This is a genomic window from Aureimonas populi, assembly GCF_017815515.1.
Taxonomy (GTDB): Bacteria; Pseudomonadota; Alphaproteobacteria; order Rhizobiales; family Rhizobiaceae; genus Aureimonas; species Aureimonas populi.
The window spans coordinates 2,432,606-2,454,627 of the sequence record NZ_CP072611.1; the positions used below are offsets into that span (position 1 = coordinate 2,432,606).

Annotated in this window: 24 protein-coding genes; 14 read left to right on the top strand and 10 right to left on the bottom strand. The window is 68.2% G+C overall.

Features of this window, described 5'->3' with window-relative positions; all coding sequences use genetic code 11:
- Nucleotides 1-189: 189 nt before the first annotated feature.
- Nucleotides 190-1,143 (bottom strand): pca operon transcription factor PcaQ, encoded by a 954-nt coding sequence (gene pcaQ, locus J7654_RS11360; RefSeq protein WP_209736043.1) that lies wholly within the window; start codon nucleotides 1,141-1,143, stop codon nucleotides 190-192.
- A 108-nt stretch (nucleotides 1,144-1,251) separates the two neighbouring features.
- On the opposite strand from pcaQ, the gene pcaD reads away from it, so the two are divergent.
- The 12 genes from pcaD to J7654_RS11420 all read left to right on the top strand — a co-directional run bounded on the left by pcaD (nucleotide 1,252) and on the right by J7654_RS11420 (nucleotide 12,260).
- Nucleotides 1,252-2,034, top strand: a complete 783-nt coding sequence (gene pcaD, locus J7654_RS11365; RefSeq protein WP_209736044.1) for a 3-oxoadipate enol-lactonase — start codon at nucleotides 1,252-1,254, stop codon at nucleotides 2,032-2,034.
- Nucleotides 2,035-2,445 (top strand): 4-carboxymuconolactone decarboxylase, encoded by a 411-nt coding sequence (gene pcaC / locus J7654_RS11370; protein WP_209736045.1) that lies wholly within the window; start codon nucleotides 2,035-2,037, stop codon nucleotides 2,443-2,445. It begins immediately after the preceding gene.
- Nucleotides 2,442-3,161, top strand: coding sequence for a protocatechuate 3,4-dioxygenase subunit beta (gene pcaH / locus J7654_RS11375; protein WP_209736046.1), 720 nt, complete (start codon nucleotides 2,442-2,444; stop codon nucleotides 3,159-3,161). The genes pcaC and pcaH overlap by 4 nt, the downstream gene beginning before the upstream one ends.
- Nucleotide 3,162: 1 nt before the next feature.
- Nucleotides 3,163-3,789, top strand: coding sequence for a protocatechuate 3,4-dioxygenase subunit alpha (pcaG, locus tag J7654_RS11380; protein ID WP_209736047.1), 627 nt, complete (start codon nucleotides 3,163-3,165; stop codon nucleotides 3,787-3,789).
- Between the two features lie 43 nt (nucleotides 3,790-3,832).
- Complete coding sequence (locus J7654_RS11385; RefSeq protein ID WP_209736048.1) at nucleotides 3,833-4,567, top strand: 3-oxoacid CoA-transferase subunit A; 735 nt, start codon at nucleotides 3,833-3,835, stop codon at nucleotides 4,565-4,567.
- On the top strand, nucleotides 4,564-5,235 hold the full coding sequence (locus J7654_RS11390; protein WP_209736049.1) for a 3-oxoacid CoA-transferase subunit B: 672 nt from the start codon (nucleotides 4,564-4,566) through the stop codon (nucleotides 5,233-5,235). The genes J7654_RS11385 and J7654_RS11390 overlap by 4 nt, the downstream gene beginning before the upstream one ends.
- A 2-nt stretch (nucleotides 5,236-5,237) precedes the next feature.
- Complete coding sequence (gene pcaF / locus J7654_RS11395; RefSeq protein WP_209736050.1) at nucleotides 5,238-6,443, top strand: 3-oxoadipyl-CoA thiolase; 1,206 nt, start codon at nucleotides 5,238-5,240, stop codon at nucleotides 6,441-6,443.
- 4 nt (nucleotides 6,444-6,447) lie between these two features.
- A complete protein-coding gene (locus J7654_RS11400; RefSeq protein WP_209736051.1) occupies nucleotides 6,448-7,491 on the top strand; it encodes a 3-carboxy-cis,cis-muconate cycloisomerase in 1,044 nt (347 codons plus the stop codon).
- Between the two features lie 284 nt (nucleotides 7,492-7,775).
- Nucleotides 7,776-8,768 carry an iron ABC transporter substrate-binding protein gene (locus J7654_RS11405; RefSeq protein ID WP_209736052.1) on the top strand — a complete coding sequence of 331 codons (993 nt, stop codon included), beginning with the start codon at nucleotides 7,776-7,778 and terminating at the stop codon, nucleotides 8,766-8,768.
- A 17-nt stretch (nucleotides 8,769-8,785) separates the two neighbouring features.
- Nucleotides 8,786-10,357 carry an ABC transporter permease gene (locus J7654_RS11410; protein ID WP_209736053.1) on the top strand — a complete coding sequence of 524 codons (1,572 nt, stop codon included), beginning with the start codon at nucleotides 8,786-8,788 and terminating at the stop codon, nucleotides 10,355-10,357.
- Nucleotides 10,354-11,379, top strand: a complete 1,026-nt coding sequence (locus J7654_RS11415; protein WP_209736054.1) for an ABC transporter ATP-binding protein — start codon at nucleotides 10,354-10,356, stop codon at nucleotides 11,377-11,379. The genes J7654_RS11410 and J7654_RS11415 overlap by 4 nt, the downstream gene beginning before the upstream one ends.
- Before the next feature lie 5 nt (nucleotides 11,380-11,384).
- On the top strand, nucleotides 11,385-12,260 hold the full coding sequence (locus tag J7654_RS11420) for a glucosamine kinase nucleotide-binding domain-containing protein (RefSeq protein WP_209736055.1): 876 nt from the start codon (nucleotides 11,385-11,387) through the stop codon (nucleotides 12,258-12,260).
- Here the strand turns inward: J7654_RS11420 and J7654_RS11425 are convergent.
- Nucleotides 12,254-13,795, bottom strand: coding sequence for an undecaprenyl-phosphate glucose phosphotransferase (locus tag J7654_RS11425; RefSeq protein ID WP_209736056.1), 1,542 nt, complete (start codon nucleotides 13,793-13,795; stop codon nucleotides 12,254-12,256). The two genes, J7654_RS11420 and J7654_RS11425, sit on opposite strands and share 7 nt — an antisense overlap.
- A 94-nt stretch (nucleotides 13,796-13,889) precedes the next feature.
- Nucleotides 13,890-14,447: a polysaccharide biosynthesis/export family protein gene (locus J7654_RS11430; RefSeq protein ID WP_209736057.1), complete on the bottom strand. Its 558-nt coding sequence runs from the start codon at nucleotides 14,445-14,447 to the stop codon at nucleotides 13,890-13,892.
- Nucleotides 14,448-14,631: 184 nt separating this feature from the next.
- On the opposite strand from J7654_RS11430, the gene J7654_RS11435 reads away from it, so the two are divergent.
- The gene (locus tag J7654_RS11435; RefSeq protein WP_209736058.1) at nucleotides 14,632-15,999 is read left to right on the top strand and encodes a P-loop NTPase family protein; all 1,368 of its coding nucleotides are present in this window, start codon (nucleotides 14,632-14,634) and stop codon (nucleotides 15,997-15,999) included.
- Here J7654_RS11435 and J7654_RS11440 read toward each other — a convergent pair.
- Complete coding sequence (locus tag J7654_RS11440; RefSeq protein WP_209736059.1) at nucleotides 15,965-16,174, bottom strand: DUF2842 domain-containing protein; 210 nt, start codon at nucleotides 16,172-16,174, stop codon at nucleotides 15,965-15,967. The genes J7654_RS11435 and J7654_RS11440 overlap by 35 nt on opposite strands.
- Before the next feature lie 115 nt (nucleotides 16,175-16,289).
- On the opposite strand from J7654_RS11440, the gene J7654_RS11445 reads away from it, so the two are divergent.
- Nucleotides 16,290-17,354, top strand: a complete 1,065-nt coding sequence (locus J7654_RS11445; RefSeq protein ID WP_245195477.1) for a COX15/CtaA family protein — start codon at nucleotides 16,290-16,292, stop codon at nucleotides 17,352-17,354.
- A 4-nt stretch (nucleotides 17,355-17,358) separates the two neighbouring features.
- Here J7654_RS11445 and argC read toward each other — a convergent pair whose 3' ends face one another.
- The 6 genes from argC to J7654_RS11475 all read right to left on the bottom strand — a co-directional run bounded on the left by argC (nucleotide 17,359) and on the right by J7654_RS11475 (nucleotide 22,019).
- Nucleotides 17,359-18,279 carry an N-acetyl-gamma-glutamyl-phosphate reductase gene (argC, locus tag J7654_RS11450; protein WP_209736060.1) on the bottom strand — a complete coding sequence of 307 codons (921 nt, stop codon included), beginning with the start codon at nucleotides 18,277-18,279 and terminating at the stop codon, nucleotides 17,359-17,361.
- Nucleotides 18,280-18,338: 59 nt separating this feature from the next.
- On the bottom strand, nucleotides 18,339-19,313 hold the full coding sequence (speB, locus tag J7654_RS11455) for an agmatinase (RefSeq protein ID WP_209736061.1): 975 nt from the start codon (nucleotides 19,311-19,313) through the stop codon (nucleotides 18,339-18,341).
- A 28-nt stretch (nucleotides 19,314-19,341) separates the two neighbouring features.
- Entirely contained in the window at nucleotides 19,342-20,316 is a 975-nt protein-coding gene (locus J7654_RS11460) for a magnesium transporter CorA family protein (protein ID WP_209736062.1), read from the bottom strand.
- Nucleotides 20,317-20,428: 112 nt separating this feature from the next.
- Entirely contained in the window at nucleotides 20,429-20,899 is a 471-nt protein-coding gene (gene rpsI, locus J7654_RS11465) for a 30S ribosomal protein S9 (protein WP_209736063.1), read from the bottom strand.
- Nucleotides 20,899-21,363 carry a 50S ribosomal protein L13 gene (rplM, locus tag J7654_RS11470; RefSeq protein ID WP_209736064.1) on the bottom strand — a complete coding sequence of 155 codons (465 nt, stop codon included), beginning with the start codon at nucleotides 21,361-21,363 and terminating at the stop codon, nucleotides 20,899-20,901. The genes rpsI and rplM overlap by 1 nt, the downstream gene beginning before the upstream one ends.
- A 218-nt stretch (nucleotides 21,364-21,581) precedes the next feature.
- On the bottom strand, nucleotides 21,582-22,019 hold the full coding sequence (locus tag J7654_RS11475) for a PaaI family thioesterase (protein ID WP_209736065.1): 438 nt from the start codon (nucleotides 22,017-22,019) through the stop codon (nucleotides 21,582-21,584).
- Nucleotides 22,020-22,022: the final 3 nt, after the last annotated feature.

Genomic DNA, 22,022 nt, shown 5'->3' on the forward strand with positions numbered 1-22,022 from the left:
CTATAGTCGCGCCGGGCCGCGAACTCAACTCGTCTCGAGTCCCCGGAAGCATGATTTTCATCGTATAGCGCCGGGCCTGCCAGGGGAACGGTGCACGACAGCGAGGTGGGCGGGGCGTTCGCCGCGTTCGCCAGGCGGTCGAAAGACCGTGGCGGGAACGCCGTCGATTGCGGGCGATTCGGCTCCGGCTCAGGAGCGGGCCAGCCGGGGCGCTGCGGTCTCGTGTCCGGCGAGCGCGGCGGCGCTGCCCCGCACCTCGCTGAGGAAGATCTCCAGCGCGGCCGTCATCTGCGCGGTGCGGCGTCGCGTGACGCCCACGGCGCCCAGCGTCTGCGAGGTGTCCATCGGAAGCCGGGCGAGCGTGCCCTCGGCGACGTCGGCCTCAACCACCCCCTCCGAGATGATCCACACCGCGTCGCTGACCCTCAGGTAACTGCGGCCGAACGCCAGCGAGACCGTTTCGATGGTGCGCTGCGGCCGCGCGATGCCCGAGGCCAGGAACAGGCGGTCGACCGTCGGCCGGATCACCGAGCCGGGCGGCGGCATCAGCACCTCGTGCTCGACGATCCGGCTCGGGTCGAATGGCCGCTCGGCCAGCAGCGGATGGCCTGGACGAACGGCGAAGCAAAGCTCCTCCGAATAAAGCGGCTCGAAGATGAACCCATCCATCTCGTGCGGCTCGGCCATGCGCCCGATCACGATGTCGAGCGCCCCCTCGCGAAGCTGGCCCATCAGGAAGGCGTTCGGCCCCGTGACGATGCGTGGCACCGCGCCCAGCCCTTCGGCGAGGAAGCGCTTGACCGCGAGCGGCATCAGCCGCGCCGAGACGGTGGGGAGCGCGCCGATGCGCAAGGGCAGCGCGCCCGGCGCCTTCGCCTCCTGGATGGAGCGCGCGCCCTCCCGGAACGAGAGCAGGCCCGCCTCCGCGTGGCGCAGGAAGATTTCGCCGAAGCGGGTCAGGGCCGCGCCGCGCCGCGAGCGGTCGAAAAGCTCCACCTCCAGAAGCATCTCCAGTTCGCGGATCGTCTTGGAAACGGCCGGCTGCGTGACGTGGAGGGTTCGCGCGGCGCGCACCAGACTCCCGGCGCGCGCCACCTCCACGAAAGCGCTCAAGTGACGCAGGCGCACGGCGGGATCGAGCACGGCAGGCAAAACCTCCTGGTTATACTGCCCGCCCATATCATTATTTTACATGACGAGGCGAGGCGTCTATCACGGGGCGGCATTCAGTGAGAGGAGCGCTGAAAGTTCATGTCATTCAAACGCGTCGGTCGGGTCGTCCTGCATTACAAGCGTGTGGGGAGCGGGCCGCGAGTCGTCCTCCTCAACTCGCTCGGCTCGGACCTGCGCATCTGGGACGAGGTGGTGGAGCGCCTGTCGGGCGAGTTCGAGATTCTCGCCTACGACAAGCGCGGCCACGGCCTGTCGGACGCGCCTCCCGCCCCCTACACCATTGCCGATCACGCAGGCGACCTGACGGGTCTCCTCGATGCGCTGGACTGGCCCCATGCGGCTCTGGTGGGGCTTTCCGTCGGCGGGCTGATAGCGCAGGAGATCGTGGCCCGCGCGCCCGAGCGAGTGTCCTCGCTCGTCCTGTGCGGCACAGCCGCCAGGATCGGCACGGCGGAGATGTGGGCGGAGCGGATCGCGGCTGTGGAGGGGCAGGGATTTCCCCCCATCTCCCGGAGCGTGATCGGCCGCTGGTTCACGCAAGGCTTCGCGGCTCAGCGTCCGGACGAATGGGCCGGCTGGCTGAACATGCTGGAGCGCACGCCGGGCGAGGGCTACGCCGGCACTTGCGCGGCCATTCGGGACGCCGATCTGACGGCCGAGGCCGGGCGTATCGCCATTCCCACGCTCGCCATCGTCGGCGATGAGGATATGTCCACGCCGCCCGATCTGGTGCGCGCCACCGCCGCGCTCATCCCCGGCTGCCGCTTCGAGACGATCGCGGGCGCGGCGCATCTGCCTTGTATCGAGAAGCCGGCCGAGACGGCGGCGCTCATCGCCTCCCATTTTCGAAAGGACGCCTGAATGAGCGAGGCCGGACCGCCCAGCGAGCGCTATCGCGCCGGCATGGCGGTTCGCCGCTCGGTGCTGGGAGATGCGCATGTGGACCGCGCGAGCGCGGCGATCACCGAATTCGACGAGCGCTTCCAGGCCTTCATCACCGAGGGTGCCTGGGGCACGGTCTGGGCGGGCGAGGGGTTCACCCGGCGCGAGCGGTCCATCGTCACCATCGCGCTGCTGGCCGCGCTCGGCCATGACGAGGAGGTGGCCATGCATGTGCGCGCGACGGGGAACACCGGAGCAAGCGAGGCCGATATCGCCGAGGCGATGATGCATGTCGCCGTCTATGCCGGCGTGCCGGCCGCCAACCGCGCGATCCGGATCGCCAAGAAGACCCTGGCGGAGATGAAGGCGGAAAAGGAGGAGGCGAAGTGAACGGTTCTTTCTTTCAGCGCGACCGCGCCTGGCATCCTCCGGCTTACACGCCGGGCTACAAGACCTCGGTTCTGCGCTCGCCCCGGAACGCGCTTCTCTCGCTGCCGGCGACCCTCTCCGAGATGACGGGGCCCGTCTTCGGCCATGATGCGATCGGCGAGCTGGACAACGATCTGATCCGCAACTTCGCCAGGACGGGTGATGCGATCGGGCAGCGCCTCGTCGTCCACGGCCGGGTTCTGGACGAGAACGCCCGGCCCGTGCCGGGCGCCCTGGTCGAGTTCTGGCAGGCCAATGCCGGCGGCCGCTACCGGCACAAGAAGGAAAGCTATCTGGCCGCCATCGACCCGAATTTCGGCGGATGCGGGCGCTGCATCACGGACGGGGAGGGGCGCTATTCCTTCCGCACCATCAAGCCGGGCGCGTATCCATGGCCGAACGGCGTCAACGACTGGCGGCCGGCGCATATCCACTTCTCGATCTTTGGGCAGGCTTTCGCCCAGCGGCTGATCACGCAGATGTACTTCGAAGGCGACCCGATGATCTGGCAGTGCCCGATCGTCCAGACCATCCCCGACAGGGCGGCGGTCGAGCAACTCGTCGCCGCGCTCGACCGCAACGCAACCATTCCCATGGATTCGCTGGCCTACAGGTTCGACATCGTCCTGCGCGGACGGCGCTCCACGATGTTCGAGAACCGCAGGGAGGGCAACTGAGATGGTCCAGCGGCTCGACTACCTGAAGGAATCCCCGTCCCAGACCGCCGGCCCCTACGTCCATATCGGCACCAACCCGAACTGGGTGGAGATCACGGGCGTCTACAGCCAGGATCTCGGCCTGGCCATCGTGGGGCCGCAGACGAGGGGCGAGCGCGTCATCCTGGAAGGCCATGTCTACGACGGCAACGGCGCGCCGGTGCGCGACGCGCTGGTGGAGATCTGGCAGGCCGATGCGCAGGGCCTGTACAATTCGCCGCACGAGACGCGCGGCGAGGCGGACCCGCACTTTGCCGGATGGGCGCGCCAGCCCGTTTCGGCGGACGAGGGGTTCTACCGGTTCGAGACCATCCGCCCCGGCGCGGCGCCCTATCCCGACGGGCGTCCGCAGGCGCCCCACGTCACCGTCTGGATTGTGGCGCGCGGCATCAATATCGGCCTGCACACGCGCCTCTATTTCGGTGACGAGGAGGAGGCGAACGGGGCCGATCCGCTGTTGGGCCGCATCGACGATCCGGCGCGCCGCGGCACCTTGATCGCCCCGCGCTCGGAGCGCGACGGCCTGCCCGTCTTCACCTTCGACATCCGCCTTCAGGGCGAGGGCGAAACCGTTTTCCTCGATATGTAAGCCGCTACGCTCACCGGCGCACCAAGAGCGAAGGAGAAATCCATTGGACAAGACGATCGCAAGTCTCCGGGACGCGGTGGCGGGCGTCGGGGACGGGGCGACGGTGATGATCGGGGGCTTTGGCGGCTCGGGCGCGCCGATCGAGCTGATCCACGCGCTGATCGACCGCTACGTGGCGACCGGCCACCCGAAGGACCTGACCGTGGTCAACAACAATGCGGGCAACGGCCATGTGGGGCTCGCCGCGCTGATCGGGCAGGGCATGGTGAAGAAGCTCATCTGCTCCTTCCCCCGCTCGGCGGACCCGCGCGTCTTCACCGATCTGTATCTAGCGGGCGGCATCGAGCTGGAGCTCGTGCCGCAGGGCACGCTGGCCGAGCGGATCAGGGCCGGCGGCGCCGGCATTCCGGCCTTCTACACCCCCACCTCCTTCGGCACGGATCTGGCGAAGGGCAAGCCGGTGGAGGAGTTCGACGGCCGCCCTTACGTGCGCGAGCGCTGGCTGAAGGCCGATTTCGCGCTGGTGAAGGCGCTGCGCGGCGACCGGCTGGGCAATTTGATCTACAACAAGGCGGCTCGCAATTTTAATCCGGTCATGTGCATGGCGGCGGCGGTGACGATCGCGCAGGTTTCGCAGATCGTGGAGCCGGGTGCGATAGACCCCGAGCATGTGGTGACGCCGGGCATCTTCGTGCAGGGCGTGGTGGAGGTGCCCGACCCCGCGCAGGAGGAGGAGCTGAACCGCGCAGACGCCCATTATCCGGAGGTTTCGCGATGACGGACCGACTTTCTTCCGCCCAGATCGCCTGGCGCGCGGCGCAGGACATCGCGGACGGCGCCTATGTCAATCTCGGCATCGGCCTGCCGGAGATGGTGGCCCGTTTCCAGCCTCCCGGCCGTGAAGCCATCTTCCACACCGAGAACGGCATTCTCGGCTTCGGTGGCGCGCCGGCCGCCGGCGAGGAGGATTGGGACCTCATCAATGCCGGCAAGAAGGCTGTCACGCAAAAGCCCGGCACGGCCTTCTTCCACCACGCCGACAGTTTCGCCATGGTGCGCGGGGGCCATCTCGACGTGGCGATCCTGGGCGCCTACGAGGTGGCCGAGACGGGCGACCTCGCCAACTGGTCGACCGGGCCGAAGGGCGTTCCGGCGGTGGGCGGGGCGATGGACCTCGTGCATGGCGCAAAGCGCGTCGCGGTGATCACCGATCACGTGACGAAGGACGGGCGACCCAAGCTGGTGAAGCGATGCGCGCTGCCGCTGACGGGCGTTTCCTGCGTCACGCGCGTCTACACCAGCCTTGCGGTGATCGATATCGAGAACGGGCGCTTCGTCCTGCGCGAGAAGCTGCCCGCCCTTTCGGTGGAAGAATTGCAAGCCAGGACCGGGGCCGAGCTCGTGCTCCCGGACATGATCGGCGACCTGACCGCCCCGGAGCTTTGAATATGGCTGAAGCCTTCATCTGCGCTTATCTGCGAACCCCTATCGGCCGCTTCGGCGGCGTCCTCTCCTCCGTGCGGGCGGACGATCTGGGCGCCGTCCCGCTGCGGGCGCTGATCGAGCGGCACCCGTCCGTGGACTTCGAGGCGGTGGACGACGTGATCTTCGGCTGCGCCAACCAGGCGGGGGAGGACAACCGCAATGTCGCGCGCATGTCCTTGCTCCTGGCCGGCTTGCCGGAAAAGGTGCCCGGCACCACGGTCAACCGACTCTGCGGCTCGGGGCTCGACGCGGTCATCATGGCCGCGCGCGCGATCAAGGCGGGTGAGGCGGAGCTGATGATCGCCGGCGGCGTGGAGAGCATGTCGCGTGCGCCCTTCGTCATGCCCAAGGCCGAAGCGGCCTTCTCGCGCCACGCCGAGATCCACGACACCACCATCGGCTGGCGCTTCGTTAACCCGTTGATGAAGGAGCAATACGGCGTCGATTCCATGCCGGAGACGGGCGAGAACGTGGCCGAGGAGTTCGGCGTATCGCGGCAGGACCAGGATGCCTTCGCGCTGCGCTCGCAGCAGAAGGCGGTGGCGGCGCAGGAGAACGGGCGACTGGCCGCCGAGATCGTTCCCGTCACCATCCCCCAGCGCAAGGGCGACCCGAAGCTGGTGGACAAGGACGAGCATCCGCGCGCCGACACGACGCTGGAAGGGCTCGCCAAGCTCAGGACCCCCTTCCGCAAGGGCGGCTCGGTGACGGCCGGCAACGCATCCGGCGTCAACGACGGCGCGGCCGCCCTCATCGTTGCCTCGGAGGCGGCGGCCCGCAAATATGGCCTGACGCCCATCGCGCGTATCCTCGGCGGGGCGGCTGCGGGCGTTCCCCCGCGCATCATGGGCATCGGCCCCGCGCCGGCCACGAGGAAGCTCTGCGAGCGGCTCAGGATCGCGCCGAGCGATTTCGATGTGATCGAACTCAACGAAGCTTTCGCCTCCCAGGGCATCGCAACCCTGCGCGATCTGGGGATCGCCGAGGATGCGGGCCATGTGAACCCCAATGGCGGCGCCATCGCGCTCGGCCATCCGCTCGGCATGTCGGGCGCGCGCATCGCCGGCACCGCCGCGCTGGAGCTGTCGCTGAACGGCGGCAAGCGCGCTCTCGCCACCATGTGCGTCGGCGTCGGGCAGGGCATCGCCATCGCGCTCGAGGTGGCTTGAGCCGATGAGCGGGCCGCTTCTCTCCAGCCTCGCCGGCGATGCGCAGATCGCGGCGCTCTTCGCACCGGAGGCAGACATCCGCGCGATGCTGGAGGTGGAGGCGGCCCTTGCCGAGGCGCAGGGGGCGTTGGGCATCTTATCGCCGGTGGTGGCGGCGCGCATCGCGTCCGTCTGCCGGGATATCCGGCCGGATGAAGAAGCCATTCGCCGGGGCCTTGTGCGCGACGGCGTGCCGGTCCCCGAGCTCGTCCGCCAGCTCCGGGCAGCCATCGATAGCGACCATGCGGACGACGTCCATGTCGGGGCGACCAGCCAGGACATCGTCGATACCGGCTCGATGCTGCGCCTGAAGGCGGTGTTCGGCCTCCTGAACGAGCGGCTCGTGGTGCTTCTGTCGATCCTCGATCGGCTCGCCGGGCGCCATGGCGCCCAGAGGCTGATGGCGCAGACCCGGATGCAGGCGGCGCTGCCGTTCACGGTGGCCGCGAAGCTGCGGACATGGCGCGACCCCTTGAGCCGCCATGCGCAACGGCTCGCGGAGGTGCGCGCCGCCTTGCCGGTCCAACTCGGCGGCCCTGTCGGGGACGGGTCGAGCTTCGGCGGCCACGCTGCCGCCCTTCGCGCCGCCATGGCCGAACGGCTCGGGCTTGCCGATGGCCTGCCCTGGCAGTCCGCGCGCGAGCCTGTGATGGAGGTAGGGCAGGCGCTGGCGCTCCTCTCCGGCACGATGGGCAAGATCGGGCAGGACATCGCGCTGATGGCGCAGAACGAAGTGGCCACGCTCAAGCTCTCGGGGGGCGGCGGCTCGTCCGCCATGGCCCATAAGCAGAACCCGGTTTCGGCTGAAGTCCTGGTGGCGCTGGCGCGTTTCAATGCCGGGCTGCTCGGCACGCTTCACCAGTCCATGGTTCACGAGAACGAGCGTTCGGGCGCCGCCTGGACCCTGGAATGGATGGTGCTGCCGCAGATGGCGGAAACCGCCGGCGCCAGCCTGCGCCATGCCGCTGCCCTGCTTGAGGGCGCCTCCTTTCCTGAAATTGCGCAATAGTATGTCTGCCTGATCATAAGGTCGTCGGATCGACAGGCCGTCGCGTGTCGCGTTGAATCAAGCTTGACCTCTCTTGTCAGGTTTATATAACTCCTCCCGAAGCTGGGAGGGTTGGATAGTTATTCTTGCAAGGTGTATGAGAGGTTCGATCTCGACGTAGATTAGAATGGCTCTATTCTGGAAAGTCTTCCTGCTTGAGGATTTCCAGCATCCTGCGCCTGCTCCCCTGGCTCCGGCGCCCTGCTTTGCGGGCGTCCGAGAATCGTAGTCAGGAGAATTCGTCGATGAAGAGAGCCCTTCTTTCAGGTCTGGCCGGCCTTGCGATCCTGGCGCCTACCGGCGCCGCCTTTTCGCAGGAGCTGACGGTCTATTCCGGCCGCGGCGAATCATTCGTCGCCCCGGTGATCGAGATGTTCGAAAACGAGACCGGGATCGATGTCGAAGTGCGCTACGGCGGAACCGCCGAGCTTGCAGCGCTTCTCCAGGAGGAGGGCGCGAACTCGCCCGCGGACGTGTTCTGGGCGCAGGACGGTGGCGCGCTGGGAGCGACGCAGGATCTGTTCGCGGAGATCCCGGCCAGCGTGAGCGAGGACCAGCCCGACCGCTACAAGAGCGCAGAGGGCCGGTGGATCGGCACGAGCGCCCGTGCCCGCGTGCTGGCCTATTCGCCGGAGCGCGCGCCGGAGGATACGCTTCCCGAGAGCGTGAAGGACCTGACCGCCGAGGAATGGAGCGACCGTGTCGGCTGGGCGCCCACCAACGGTTCCTTCCAGGCGTTCGTCACGGCGATGCGCGTGCATGAGGGCGAGGAAGCGGCGAAGGAATGGGTCGATGGCATGGTTGCCAACAACGCCAAGACCTATCGCAACAACGTGGCGCTCGTGCAGGCCATTGCCGATGGCGAGATCGATGTCGCGCTCACGAACAACTACTATCTGGGCCGCTTCAAGGGCCGGGACTCAAGCTTCCCGGTGGAGCAGACCTTCTTCGCGGAAGGCGATATCGGCAATCTGATCAATGTCGCCGGCGTCGGCATCCTGGAGACCAGCGACAGCAAGGAGGAGGCGCAGCGCTTCGCCGAATTCCTCCTGACGCCCGCCGTGCAGCAATATTTCACCTCGGCCGGCAACGAGTATCCGGTGATCGCGGGCGTGATTCCCAACGCCACGCTCGCCAGCGTCTCCACGGTCGAGACCGCCTCGCCGGAGGTGCCGCTGGACGAGCTGTCCGACCTGGAGGGCACGCTGGAACTCCTGCGGTCGGCCAACCTCCTCTAGGGGCCCTGCTGCCGCCGATGTCCCCGAACGCGGCCGCGCGGCGGCCCCCGCTTCTCCTGCTCGTCCCGGCGCTGGTCGTCGGGGCGGGCCTTGCGGTTCCGCTCGTCTATCTCGTGGTGCGGGCCTTCAGTGCGGAGTGGAGCGCGGTTCAGGCGCTCATCTTCCGCCCTTATACGGCGACCCTCCTTCTCAACACGCTGAAGTTGACGGCCGGCGTCCTGGCCACGACCACGCTCATCGCCCTGCCGCTCGCCTGGCTGATCGTGCGCAGCGACCTGCGCCACAAGAAGCTCCTGTCGATTCTGGCGGTCATGCCCCTGGCCGTGCCCGGCTATGTGATGGCCTATGCGCTGATCGGCCTGTCGGGCTATTACGGCTTTCTCAATCACTTCTTCGGCCTCACCGTCCCGCGCCTGCAGGGCTGGGCGGGTGCGACCGTGGCGCTGTCGCTCTACACGTTTCCCTATGTCTTCCTGAACCTGCGCGCTGCGCTTCTGGGCCTCGATCCCGCGCTGGAGGAAACGGCGCGAAGCCTTGGCCGCTCGCAGCGCGCCACGTTCTTCGCGGTCACGCTGCCGCATCTGGTGCCCGCGCTTCTCTCCGGCTGGCTGGTGATCGGCCTTTACGTCCTCGGTGATTTCGGCGTCGTGGCGCTGATGCGCTACGAGGTCTTCTCCTTCGCCATCTACAACCAGTATGCCGGCGCTTTCGATCGCTTCTATGCCGCTTGGCTCTCGCTGATGCTGATGGCGCTGACGCTCGGCTTCCTCGTCGCCGAGGGGCTGGCGCTGCGCGGGCGGCGCTTCTCGCGCGTCGGCACGGGCGTCGCGCGCCGCGCCTCGCTCGTGCCCCTCGGGCGCTGGCGTCCGCTCGCCCATGCCTTCCTCGCGCTCGTCTTCGCCGCCTCCCTCGGCCTGCCGCTGATGGTCATCCTGTTCTGGTTCGGCTTCGGCGCGGTGGAGGTGGACTGGGCGCTGCTGCGGGCAACGGCGCTGCGCACGGCCGGCGCGGCGCTGCCGGGGGCGGTGCTGGCCGCGCTGCTGGCGCTGCCGCTCGTCGTCCTGACGGTGCGCTATCCCTCCCGCACCTCCTGGGCCATCGAGCGGCTGGCCTATTTCGGCTACGCCGTGCCGCCGCTGGCCTTCGCGCTGGCCATGGTGTTCTTCGCGCTCGGCCTTGCTCCCTTCCTCTACCAGACGCTGCCGCTGCTCGTGGCCTCCTACGCGCTCAGCTTCGTGGCTCTCGCCATGGGCCCGGTGCGCAGCGCGCTTTTGCAAATGGGCGGGCGGGTGGAGGAGGCCGCGCGCGTCCTCGGCCGTGGCCCCGCCAGCGCCTTCGCCTCGGTTACGCTGCCGCTCCTGTCGCGCAGCCTCGTGGCGGGCGGGATGCTGGTCTTCATTCTCATCGTGAAGGAACTGCCGATCACCTTCCTTCTGGCCCCGACCGGCTATACGACGCTCTCCATGAACGTCTTTGCCCGCACCTCCGAGGGGATGCTTCTCGAAGCCGCCCCTTACGCGCTCGTCACCATCCTGTTCTCCAGCCTCTTCGTGGGCCTGATCCTGCGGTATGAGGGAGGGCGTTCATGAGCCGCGCGGCGCGACTGGAGGTTCGCGGCCTGTCCAGGGCGTTCGAGGGCGTGAAGGCGGTGGAGGGCGCCGGTTTCCACGTGGAGCCGGGGGAGATCGTGGCGCTCGTCGGCCCGTCCGGCTGCGGCAAGTCCACCACCCTGCGCATGATCGCCGGGCTGGAGACGCAGGACGAAGGCCAAATCTCGCTGGGCGGCGAGCGGATCGAGCATCTGGCGCCCGAAAGGCGCGCGATCGGCATCGTCTTTCAGGACTACGCGTTGTTCCCGCACCTCACGGTCCTTCGCAACGTCGCCTTCGCATTGGCCGATCTCAGGCGCGGCGAGAGGGAAGGGGCGGCCTTGCCCTATCTGAAGATGGTGGAACTGGAGGATCTGGCCGGCCGGTATCCGGACCAGCTCTCCGGCGGCCAGCAGCAGCGCGTGGCGCTGGCGCGGGCCTTCGCGGGCCGCCCCCGTCTGATCCTCCTCGACGAGCCCTTCTCCAATCTCGACGCCTCGCTGCGCCACGCGACGCGGCGCGAGGTCCGCGCGCTTCTCAAGAAGAGCGGCATCGGCGCCGTCCTCGTCACGCACGATCAGGAGGAGGCCCTGTCCTTCGCGGATCGCGTCAGCGTCATGCGCGCCGGGCGCATCGAGCAGACGGGCGAGCCCTCCGATCTCTACAGCCGCCCGAAAAACGCCTTCGTCGCCAGCTTCCTCGGCCGCACGAACCTCGTGCGGGCGACGGTTCGCGAGCGCATGGCCCACACCGTGCTCGGGCCTCTTCCCGTCGAAGGGGAGGGGGAGGGCGAAGTGCTGCTTTCCATACGGCCGGAATATCTGGAACTGGCGGAGGCCACGAACGGCGAGGCCGGGGCCGGGCTGGTTCTGGAACGCGAGTTCAAGGGGCACGACATGACCTGTTGGGTGGGCCTCGGCGGGGAGCAGTACCAGGTGGACACGGACTTCACCTGCCCCTTCCGGCCGGGCGATGCGGTGCGCCTCGTGGCGCGCGCGCCCGCCGTGATCGTGGCCGAGTAGGACGGATGGACAGGCAGCGGCTTCTCGTCGGGGTGGATGGCGGCGGCACCCACTGCCGGGCGCGGGTGGCGACGGCCGACGGCCTCGTCTTCGGCGAGGCGCGGGGCGGCAGCGCCAACATCTTCTCCGACCCCGGCGGAGCGGCGCTCGTCGTGCGCCGGACCGTCGAGGACGCCCTGGCTGCGGCTGGCCTCGATGCGACCGCCTTGGCGCGCTGCCATGCCGGGCTCGGCCTTGCCGGGGCCAATGTGCCGGATGCGGCGCGTGCCTTCGCGGCCGAGCCGCTGCCCTTCGCGTCCTATCGCCTGGCGAGCGACGCCGTGATCGCCTGCCTCGGCGCCCATGGCGGGGCCGATGGCGGCATCGCCATCTTCGGCACGGGAACGGCCTATGTGGCTCGCCGGCAAGGGAGCCATACGGTCTTCGGCGGCTGGGGGCTGGCCGTCTCTGATCGCGGCTCGGGTGCGGATATCGGGCGCGCGGCCCTTGCCGCCGCGCTCGACGCCCATGACGGGCTCGGCGAGCGCAGCGCGTTGACGGACGAGGTGATGGGCGGGTTCGACAACGATCCGGCTCATCTCGCGATCTTCGCCGGAAAGGCGCGGCCGGGCGATTTCGGCCGTTTCGCTCCGTTGGTCTGGGATCGGCTGGATGCGGGGGACGCGGTGGCCGAGGCCATCGTCGCGCGGGCGCTGGCGGCGGTCGAGCCCGCCCTTCGCCGGCTGCTGGCGCTCGGCGTGCCGGCCATCTCGCTGCTCGGCGGCATGGCGGGGCGTTACGCGCCGCTGCTGCCGGGGGACATCATTTCGTGCCTCGCTTCCCCGCTGGGCGACGGGCTGGACGGGGCGCTGGTTCTCGCCGCCGAGACGCTGCCTCAATAGGCGCTGGAGGAGCGCAGGAGCGTGAAGGGCGTGATGGCGAGGATATAGAGGTCGAACAGGACCGACCAGTTCTCGATGTAATGCAGATCGTGCTCGAAGCGCTTGGTGAGCTTGGCGGGGTCGTCGATCTCCCCGCGCCATCCCTTCACCTGCGCCCAGCCCGTGATCCCCGGCTTGACCTTGTGGCGGCCGAAATAGCCTTCCACGATCTCGACGAAGGCCTGGTTCATGCTGGACTTGGCGTAGACCGCGTGCGGCCGAGGCCCCACCAGCGACAATTCGCCCGTGATGACGTTGAAGAGTTGCGGCAGCTCGTCGATGGAGGTTTTGCGGATGAAGCGCCCGACGCGCGTCACGCGCGGGTCGCTCCTGGTCACGATCCGGCTGGCCGTGGGGTCCGCCATCTCGTGGCGAAGCGAGCGGAACTTGATGATGTCGATCACCTGATTGTTGAAGCCATGCCGCTTCTGCCGGAAGAAGACCGGACCGGGGCTGTCGAGCTTCACCAGAAGCGCCGTCACGAGCATCAGCGGCGAGAGGACGACGAGGGCGAGACTGGCGAAGGCCAGGTCGAAGGCGCGTTTGGCGATCCAGTCCCAGTCGGCCAGCGGCCGGTCCAGAACGTCGATGAACGGCACCTGCCCGACATAGGAATAGGTGCGCGGCCGAAAACGCAGGTCGGAGGACTGGGCGGAAAGGCGGATGTCGAGCGGCAGCACCCACAAATCCTTGAGCAGGGTCTGGATGCGCTTTTCCGCCGTCATCGGCAGTGTCACGATCAGCATGTCGATGCGCGCGATGCGGGCGAACTGGACCAGCTCGCGCACGCTGCCGAGCTTGGGGTAGCCCGCCACCAGTGGCGGCGAGCGGCGGTCGTCCCGGTCGTCGAAGATGCCGCAGATGCGGATGTCGCTGTCGCGCTGGCGTTCCAGGTTGCGGATCAGCGTCTCGGCCGCGCCCCCGCCGCCGACCAGCACGGCGCGGCGCTCCATCACTCCGTTGCGCGCCCAATGGCGCAGGCGCGCGCTCAAGGCCACGCGGGCAAGAAAGAGGGTGCAGAAGCCGAGCGCCGACCACAGGAGCAGCCAGACGCGGGAATAGTCGTCCTGCATCCGTACGAAGAACACCGCCAGCGCGACGATGGCCGCGCCGCCGGCGATGCCGCAGGCGAGCGCCGCCGTCTGCCGAAGCCGCCCGCGCAGCTCGGAAAGGCGATAGCCGCCGCATGCCCAGATGACGAGGACCGAGGCGAGCGCTGCGACGAAGCTGGAAAACAGGTATTGCGGAAGGAAGAGCCAGCTATGCCCGACATAAAGCGCGTAGGCGAGCATGCCCATGGCGAAGAGAGTGCAGAACTCGAACAGGCGCAGAAGGCCCGTCAACATGCGCGGGGAAAGGACACGGCGCGAGAATTGCCCGGCGGCCCGAAGGGCGGCGGGGTTCAGTTCCGGGTCCGGCGTGCCGCCCGGCACGACGGTCAGGACCGGCGCGAGATTGCCGTCCTTCTTCTCGCCGGATGCTGTCGTCCTCCGCATGGGCTCGTCCGATATACCTGACGCGATGCCATCGCGGGAACGCTAGTGGCCGAAGGTTGCGTTTCCTTTTAGACGAGAGGGCGCGTCCGCTCAATCAGAACAGGCGCTCGCGCACATACAGCGTGTCGCCGGGCACGATGGGGTCCGATACGAGCACGCGCCCCGTCATCACCTGCCCCTGCACCTGCCGGGTGATGTCCACGCTCTGCTGGTTGGCGCGTGGGGTGAAGCCGCCGGCCACCGCGATGGCGTTCTGCACCGTCATGCCCGGCACGTAGGAATACTGGCCGCCGGTCTGCACCTCGCCCATGATGAAGAAGGGCCGATACTGGTCGACCTCCACCGCCACATTCGGGTCGCGCAGGAAGCCGTCGGAGAGGCGCGAGGCCAGAACCGACTGGATCTCCCCCGTGGTCTTGCCGCGCGCGGGAACCTGCCCCACCAGCGGCAGGGCGAGGAAGCCGGCCTGATCGACCGCATAGGTGTTGGTCAGGCTCTCCTGCTCGAACACAGTGACGCGCACGCGATCTCCGGAATCGAGATGGTACGGGCCGTTCAGCTCCTCATGGAAGGCGGGGGGAACGGGCTGGTAGCTCGCGCAGGCAGGCAGGGCGGCCAGAGCGAGGCCGAGCGCGAAGATCCGCGTCCGCATGGGCTTGTAACTCCGAAACTCCCGCCGCTCGCGCGTCGAACGACTATCCACAGCATTATCCGCGTTAAGGTTAAATGACCGTAAATTCGCCTTTTGCTTGCTGCTTGAAGACACTTCACTATCGTTCGCACCGACCCGCGCAGGGAATGCCAACCCTGCTGCGACGATTCGAAAAGAGCAGGACATGAAGGACGGCGAGGGGGCGGGAAAGCGGAGGCGGCGGGGCATCGCGCGCGGTGCGCGCACGATCCTGTCGAGCGCGCTCGTCTTCGCCACCGCCGCCTTCCTTGCCCTGCAACTGGTGGCGCCCTCCTTCGAGGCGGTGGCGTTGGTCGATGTGCCGGCCGGAGTGGACCGTTCCGTGCCGGCCGCTCCGCCCGCCTTGGTCGAAGGGCTGACGGGGCGTGGGGGCGTTCGCGTCTCGCGGGAAGGCGATGCGCTTGTCGTGACGGCCCGCGCCGCCTCGGCCGAAGCCGCGCGACGCGGCGCGCTGGCGCGGGCCGAAGCGGAGGCGGCGACGATGTTGGATGAGAGCGGGGCGGAGCAGCGCGTCGCGGCGGCGGCCTCGCCCGAACTCCTCCGGCTTCGCGCCGAGCGTGCGCGCCTCGGCGAGAGCCTCGATGAATTGTCGCAAACCCTTCCGCCCGGGCATCCCCGGCTGGCGATCGTCGAGCTTCACCTCAACGACCTCGACGAGCGTGTCGCGCAGTTGGAAGCGGAGACCGGGGAACTGGCGCCGGCCGCCGCGATCCGGCCGCCCGGCGAGGCGCGCGCCGTGCCGCCCCCCGTGCTTTCCACCACGCTGGCGGCCGGTGCCTTCGGGGCGCTGGCCGGCCTGATCGGCGTTCTCCTCGGCGCGCTCGCGCGGCGCTGGACCGCCCGCGAGCCGTTTCCCGCTCCCGCGCCGGCCCGGCCCGTAGCGGCGCCCGCGCCGAAGGCCGTTCCGGCCGGCAGACTGCCCGAGCCGCCTGCCGGGGACGAGCCCGTCTCGCTGGATCATCTCGCCGAGGCGCTCGCGCATGAGCCGGTCTCGCGGCTTCTTGTCCTCTCGGCCCCGGATGCGTCGCCGGCCAGTCTCGATCTCGCGCGGCTCCTGAGCGAACGGGGCCAGCGCGTGCTGCTCGTCGATCTTTCACCGGCCCAGGAGGTGTGGAGCGCGGCCGCGCTGGGCGTCGCCTCGCCGGGGCTGGACGGGCTGGCCGCCGGCATCGACCTTTCCGCTCTTGTTCGCCGCGACAGGATGAGCGGCGCGCATCTCCTGCCGGCGGGCAAGCGCTGGCGCGAGCGCGCTCCGGGCCGCATTGAGGCGGCACTCGACACGGCGCGCCGGGCCTATGAGCAGGTGCTGGTGGAATGCGGAACGATGGAGCCGGGCGAGGTGGCGGCGCTGGCCGACACCGGCGCGGCGGTGCTGTTCGCGCCGGGCGAGACGCCGCAGGCGGCGCGGGCCCGGCGCCTGGCCGGGCTGGCCGAAGCCGGATTGCGCGATGTCCTCGTCGCTGAAGCGCCTCCGCGCGCTACCGCTTCGGTTCGCGCTCCATCCAGCGGATGAGCACCATCGCGGGCACGATCCAGATCAGACCCGTGAACAGGAAGTAGAGAAGATGCACCAGGCCGCTCGCCTCGCCGAGATACAGCGATGCGACGGCCGTGGCGAAGATCGCGTAGATCATCACCAGAAGCACCAGGACGATGGTCCCGATCAGCTTCTTCATCCGTACCGGCATCGTCTTCTCCTCGGGCCCTGTCATGAGCCTGCGACGAAACGCGTTCCTTGCGAAGGCGCGCGTTTGGGTTCACATGACGGTTGAAGCGCGTGAGCGCAAGCCCGACGAGACGCCCATGACCACGCTGCCCCTGATGGGCCTCGAACGCGAAGAGGCCGCCCTGACGCTGGAAGACGTGCGCAACCGCCGCGCCATCCGCCTCTGGCTTCATGTCGTCGCCCTGATGATCTTCGCCATCGTCCTGGTGGGCGGGGGCACGCGTATCATGGAGGCGGGCCTGTCCATCACCGAATGGAAGCCCATCCACGGCATCGTCCCGCCCTTGTCGGCGCAGGAATGGCAGGAGGAGTTCGACCTCTACCGGCAGATCCCGCAATATCAGCTCGTCAATCGCGGCATGAGCCTGGACGAGTTCAAGGTCATCTTCTGGTGGGAATGGGCGCATCGCTTCCTGGCGCGCGCCGTGGGCTTCGCCTTCGCCATCCCGCTCGCCTTCTTCTGGCTCACCGGCCGCGTGGAAAGCCGGCTGAAGCCACGCCTTCTCGCGCTTCTGGCGCTGGGCGGGCTCCAAGGAGCGGTCGGCTGGTGGATGGTGGCCTCCGGCCTCGTCGAGCGCACGGATGTCAGCCAGTACCGGCTCGCCGTCCACCTCACCCTGGCCTGCATCATCTTCACCGCCGTCCTCTGGGTGGCGGAGGGGCTGGCGGCGGACCGGCGGGCGGAGCGGCAGGGGCGGTTTCCGCTCGCCGCCGCTGTGCTCGGCCTGTCGCTCCTGCAGATCTATCTGGGCGGGCTCGTCGCGGGCCTGAACGCGGGGCTGACCTTCAACACATGGCCGCTGATGGACGGTCAGTGGGTGCCGGGCAATCTCCTGCGTATGGAGCCGCTCTGGCGAAATTTCTTCGAGAACGTCATGACGGTGCAGTTCACGCACCGCGTCGGCGCTTATGTGCTCTTCGGCGTGGTGCTGGCCTATGCGCTGCTGGCCCGCACCCGCGAAACGCGCTGGCTCCTGGCGCTGGTGACGATCCAGGCCGGCATCGGCATCGCCACCCTGCTTCTGGCTGTGCCGATGGATCTGGCGCTTCTGCACCAGGGCGGGGCCATCGTGGTGCTGGCCGCCGCCGTGGTCCACGCGCGGCGGCTGAAGGGGCCGTATCCGGCCCCCGTGGCGGCCTGATCGTTCAGGCGCTCAGCATCAGGTCCATGTTCTGCACGGCCGCGCCCGAAGCGCCCTTGCCCAGATTGTCCAGAAGGGCGACGAGGTTCGCCCGGCTGCCCGAGGGTGCGCCGAAGACGAAGAGCTTCATGCGGTCCGTCCCGGCCAGCTCCGTCGGGTCGAGGCGCTTCAGGCCGGCGCTCTCGGCCAGGGGCACGACCTCCACGAGATCCTGCCCCGCGTAATGCGCCGCGAGCGCGGCGTGCAGGTCGGATGCCGAGGCGCTTTCGAGTTGTAGCGGCACCTGCACGATCATACCCTGTGCGAAACGCCCGACGGAGGGTGCGAAGATCGGCTCGCGTGCCAGCAGCCCGTGCGCGCGCATCTCCGGCAGATGCTTGTGCGCGAGATCGAGGCCGTAGAGGAAATGCGGCGCGGCGATGTGATCCTCGCGGCTCGCATCCTCCATCTGCGCGATCATCTGCTTGCCGCCGCCGGTGTAGCCGGACACGGCGTTGACCGAGACGGGGTAGTCGTCGGGCAGCAGGCCTGCCTCGCGCAGGGGCCGCAGGAGGGCGATGGTGCCGGTCGGGTAGCATCCTGGATTGGCGACGAGCCGCGCGGCGGCGATCCGCGCGGCCTGCTCCTTCGTCATCTCGGCAAAGCCATAGACCCAGGCCGGATCGACCCGGTGCGCCGTGGAGGTGTCGATGATCCGCGTGGAATTGTTGCCGGAGAGGAAGGCGACGGCCTCGCGCGAGGCGTCGTCCGGCAGGCACAGGATCGCGATGTCGGCCTCGTTCAGGAGGTCCTCGCGCATCGCCGCGTTGCGCCGCTCCGCTTCCGGGATCGACAGGAGCTCGACATCGCCGCGCCCTTCCATGCGTGCGCGGATCTGAAGGCCGGTCGTGCCGTGCTCGCCGTCGATGAAGATGCGCGGTTTCATGGAAAGTCTCCTGCTTTCAGTCGCTTGGCCGGGCCGGCGGAATCAGGTCGTCAGCGCGTTCATGCATCGGGCGAGCCGCCCGCCGCCTCCGCCCGCAAGCCCAGCATATACATGGCGACGGTGGCCGCCGCGATAGCTGTCATGTCGGCATGGTCGTAGGCCGGCGCCACCTCCACCACATCCGCGCCCACCATGTCGAGCACTCCCAGCTTTCGCAGAACCGAGAGCATCTTCGCGCTGGAAGGGCCGCCCGCGACGGGCGTGCCGGTGCCCGGCGCGTAGGCGACGTCGAGGCAGTCGATGTCGAAGGTCAGATAGGTGCGCCGATTGCCCACGCGCCTGGCGATGCGCTCCGCGATGGCAGCGGCGCTCATGTCCTCCACCTCGTCGCCGTGCATGATCTCCAGCCCGCAGCTCTCCGGCGCGTGGGTGCGGATGCCGATCTGGATGGAGGCGGCCGGATCGACCAGCCCGGCTTCCACGGCCGCGATCAGGAAGGAGCCGTGGTCCACGCGGCTTTCGCCGGAGGGTGCGACGGCGATGGGCCAGGTGTCCTGATGCGCGTCGAAATGCACGAGCGCGAGGGGCCCGTGCTGTCCGGCGTGCGCCTGGAGAAGCGGGAAGGTGATCGAATGGTCGCCGCCCAGTGTCAGGAGAAATCCGGTTCGCTCCAGAAGCCAGGCGGCTTGCGTGCGGATCGCCTCGTGCGCCGTCTCCGGCAGACGATAGTCCAGGAGGCAGTCGCCGTAATCCACCACGCTCATCGCCTCGAACAGGTCGCGCGAGAAGGGGTATTGCGGGTCGTTGTCGAAGATCATCGAGGCGCGGCGGATGGCCTGCGGCCCGAAGCGCGCGCCCGGCCGGTTGGAGACGGAGGCGTCGAAGGGCACGCCCCAGACGGTCACGGCCGCGCCGTCCGGTTCCTTGGTGAAGCGGCGGCGCATGAAGGAGGGCGCGCCCGCATAGGTGGGATCGCTCGCTGCCCCGAGCGCGCTCGTCGCGGTGAAGGCGTGGTCTATGCACTTGCCGGCCATGGACATGCTCCTTTGAAAGGAGCGCCTATCACATCCACCCCTTGCCCTTGAAGAACAGGAACGGCAGCACCGCGAAAAGCGCCATGAGGCCGAGCGCATAAGGGTAACCGGCGGCCCACTGAAGCTCCGGCATTCTCTCGAAGTTCATGCCGTAGATCGAGGCGATCATGGTGGGCGGCATGAAGAAGACGGAGACGATGGAGAAGATCTTGATGATCTTGTTCTGCTCCAGCGTGATGAGGCCGAGCGTGGCATCGAGAAGGAAGGTGATCTTGTCGGAAAGGAAGATAGCGTGCTCGCCCAGCGAGGTGGCGTCGCGCTGCATCATCTTCACGCGCTGGCGGCTTTCACGGCTCACCTTGCGCTCGTCCGTCTCCGTCGCGGAAAGATATGTCACGACGCGCGAGAGCGAGACCATGCTTTCCTGGATCATGTTGATCAACTCGCCCTGGCGGCCGATTCGCCCGATCAGGCCCTCGAGGTCCCGCTCCTTGGCCTTCTCGCGCCCCCGCCGGTTGCGGAACACCTCGCGGGACAGGAGGTCGATCTCCGATGCGATCTGCTCCAGCGCATCGGCCAGCCGGTCGATCATGGATTCCAGAAGCCCCAGCATCACCAGCCCGCCGGAGTCGCAGGGGCCCGCCTTGGAGCGCGTGGCGCGCTTCTTGTAGCCGATGAAGGTCTTGATGTCGGCGTAGCGCTGGGTGACGAGAATCCCGTTCTTCAGGGCGAAGGTCACGGGGGTGCGGACCGGCTCGTCCGTATCGAGCCCGAACAGCGCGATCAGCGTCATGAAGCGCGCGCCGTCCTCCTCGTAGAGGCGGGAGGACAGCTCGATCTCCTGCATGTCGGCGAGCGTGGGCAGAGTGAGGTCGAGGCGCTTCTCCACCGCGCCGCTCTCCGCCGGGGAAGGCTCGATGAGGTCGATCCAGACCGGATCGGCGGGATCGTCCTGCGCCAGCTCTTCCAGGTGCTGGTTGCGGTGGGCGTAGGCGGTCAGCATGTCGCTCGGCGTCCGGTGGCCAGGGTCCTGCGCAGTAGATGATGGAGCAGTGCCAAAAGAAAATGCCCGGCGAAAGGCCGGGCATCCGATGTCTTGAAGAAAGCGCCGAAGCTTAGCGCTTCGAGAACTGGAAGGACCGGCGGGCCTTGGCCTTGCCGTACTTCTTGCGCTCCACGGTGCGCGAGTCGCGCGTCAGGAAGCCGCCCTTCTTGAGCACGGCGCGCAGGCCGGGCTCGTAGAAGGTGAGGGCGCGCGAGATGCCGTGGCGAACCGCGCCGGCCTGGCCGGAGAGCCCTCCGCCGGCGACGGTGGCGATGATGTCGAACTGGCCGTCACGGTCGGCCGCGACGATCGGCTGGCGCAGCACCATCTGCAGCACGGGGCGCGCGAAATACTCCGCGAACTCCTTGTCGTTGACGATGATCTTGCCCGAGCCGGGCTTGACCCAGACGCGGGCGACCGCGTCCTTGCGCTTGCCGGTGGCGTAGGCGCGCCCCTGCGCGTCGAGCTTCTGGACGTGGACCGGCGCGGCGGTCTCCACCTCGGCGGAGCCCAGGTCCTGGAGAGAGTTCAGATCGGCCATTATGCAGCCCTCGTGTTCTTCGAGTTGAGCGCCTTGACGTCCAGCGTCTCGGGCGACTGGGCCTCATGCGGATGCTCCGCGCCGGCGTAGACGCGCAGGTTCTTCAACTGGCGGCGGCCCAGCGGCCCGCGCGGCAGCATGCGCTCGACGGCCTTCTCGAGCACGCGCTCGGGGAAGCGGCCCTCGAGGATCTCGCGCGCCTTGCGCTCCTTGATGCCGCCGGCATAGCCGGTGTGCCAGTAGTAGGTCTTGTCCTGGTATTTCTTACCGGTGAACACGACCTTGTCCGCGTTGACGATGATGATGTTGTCGCCATCATCGACATGCGGGGTGAAGGTGGCTTTGTGCTTGCCGCGAAGGCGAAGCGCGACGAGGGAGGCGAGGCGGCCGACGACGAGCCCTTCGGCGTCGATCAGGACCCACTTCTTCACCACCGTCTCGTTCTTCTGCGAGAAGGTCTTCATGGTCGAACCCTTGGGTAATGTCGTTTCGCCGGGGAAACCGGCGCATCCGCCGCGCCCTTGCCGGACGCAGCTTCGAGAGCCGCCTTCTAGAGCCAATCCGCCCGGCGCGCAAGCCGAAATCCATCTTTGAAGACATGACTTCTCGGAAGAAAATCGCTTTATTTCAATAGCTTGCCGTTTGTGGTTTTATTATACCACAATAATGGTATTTCAATACCTCACGTGGTGAGCGTCGGAATGGCGTAGGTTCCCACGGCGTGGGCGCAGGGTTCGTCATCGGCTGCCGCGAAAACGGCCACTTCCGCCACGGCCAGACGGCGCCCCAGCTTCAGGAGGCGAGCCTCGGCGCGGATCAGGCCCGGCCGGGGCCGCTTGAGGAAGTTGATGGACATGTTCGTCGTCACCACATCTTTCGCCTGTGGGCCGAGATGGGCGACGACGGCCAGGTAAGCCCCGACATCGGCAAGCGCGAAGAGGCTGGGGCCGGACACCGTGCCGCCGGGCCGAAGGTGGCTTTCCTCGGCCGCGAGGCGCAGATGAACCGTGCCGGGGCCCACCGCATCGACTTCGATCGGGCTCTGGCCCGTCCTGATCTGCGGGAACTCGCTGTCCAGAAACGCGACGACCTCTTGGGCGGTCATGACCGGTCGGAACATGGA

Bases quoted from the DNA above. Each gene is read 5' to 3' on its own strand.
- pcaC (WP_209736045.1), top strand. From the start codon at position 2,035: ATGAGCGAGGCCGGACCGCCCAGCGAGCGCTATCGCGCCGGCATGGCG.
- pcaG (WP_209736047.1), top strand. From the start codon at position 3,163: ATGGTCCAGCGGCTCGACTACCTGAAGGAATCCCCGTCCCAGACCGCC.
- J7654_RS11460 (WP_209736062.1), bottom strand. From the start codon at position 20,316: ATGCTGACCGCCTACGCCCACCGCAACCAGCACCTGGAAGAGCTGGCG.
- J7654_RS11400 (WP_209736051.1), top strand. From the start codon at position 6,448: ATGAGCGGGCCGCTTCTCTCCAGCCTCGCCGGCGATGCGCAGATCGCG.
- argC (WP_209736060.1), bottom strand. From the start codon at position 18,279: ATGAAACCGCGCATCTTCATCGACGGCGAGCACGGCACGACCGGCCTT.
- J7654_RS11445 (WP_245195477.1), top strand. From the start codon at position 16,290: ATGACCACGCTGCCCCTGATGGGCCTCGAACGCGAAGAGGCCGCCCTG.
- J7654_RS11440 (WP_209736059.1), bottom strand. From the start codon at position 16,174: ATGCCGGTACGGATGAAGAAGCTGATCGGGACCATCGTCCTGGTGCTT.
- rpsI (WP_209736063.1), bottom strand. From the start codon at position 20,899: ATGGCCGATCTGAACTCTCTCCAGGACCTGGGCTCCGCCGAGGTGGAG.
- J7654_RS11420 (WP_209736055.1), top strand. From the start codon at position 11,385: ATGGACAGGCAGCGGCTTCTCGTCGGGGTGGATGGCGGCGGCACCCAC.
- pcaF (WP_209736050.1), top strand. From the start codon at position 5,238: ATGGCTGAAGCCTTCATCTGCGCTTATCTGCGAACCCCTATCGGCCGC.
- rplM (WP_209736064.1), bottom strand. From the start codon at position 21,363: ATGAAGACCTTCTCGCAGAAGAACGAGACGGTGGTGAAGAAGTGGGTC.
- J7654_RS11435 (WP_209736058.1), top strand. From the start codon at position 14,632: ATGAAGGACGGCGAGGGGGCGGGAAAGCGGAGGCGGCGGGGCATCGCG.
- speB (WP_209736061.1), bottom strand. From the start codon at position 19,313: ATGGCCGGCAAGTGCATAGACCACGCCTTCACCGCGACGAGCGCGCTC.
- J7654_RS11425 (WP_209736056.1), bottom strand. From the start codon at position 13,795: ATGCGGAGGACGACAGCATCCGGCGAGAAGAAGGACGGCAATCTCGCG.
- J7654_RS11390 (WP_209736049.1), top strand. From the start codon at position 4,564: ATGACGGACCGACTTTCTTCCGCCCAGATCGCCTGGCGCGCGGCGCAG.
- J7654_RS11415 (WP_209736054.1), top strand. From the start codon at position 10,354: ATGAGCCGCGCGGCGCGACTGGAGGTTCGCGGCCTGTCCAGGGCGTTC.
- J7654_RS11430 (WP_209736057.1), bottom strand. From the start codon at position 14,447: ATGCGGACGCGGATCTTCGCGCTCGGCCTCGCTCTGGCCGCCCTGCCT.
- J7654_RS11475 (WP_209736065.1), bottom strand. From the start codon at position 22,019: ATGTTCCGACCGGTCATGACCGCCCAAGAGGTCGTCGCGTTTCTGGAC.
- pcaD (WP_209736044.1), top strand. From the start codon at position 1,252: ATGTCATTCAAACGCGTCGGTCGGGTCGTCCTGCATTACAAGCGTGTG.
- J7654_RS11405 (WP_209736052.1), top strand. From the start codon at position 7,776: ATGAAGAGAGCCCTTCTTTCAGGTCTGGCCGGCCTTGCGATCCTGGCG.
- J7654_RS11410 (WP_209736053.1), top strand. From the start codon at position 8,786: ATGTCCCCGAACGCGGCCGCGCGGCGGCCCCCGCTTCTCCTGCTCGTC.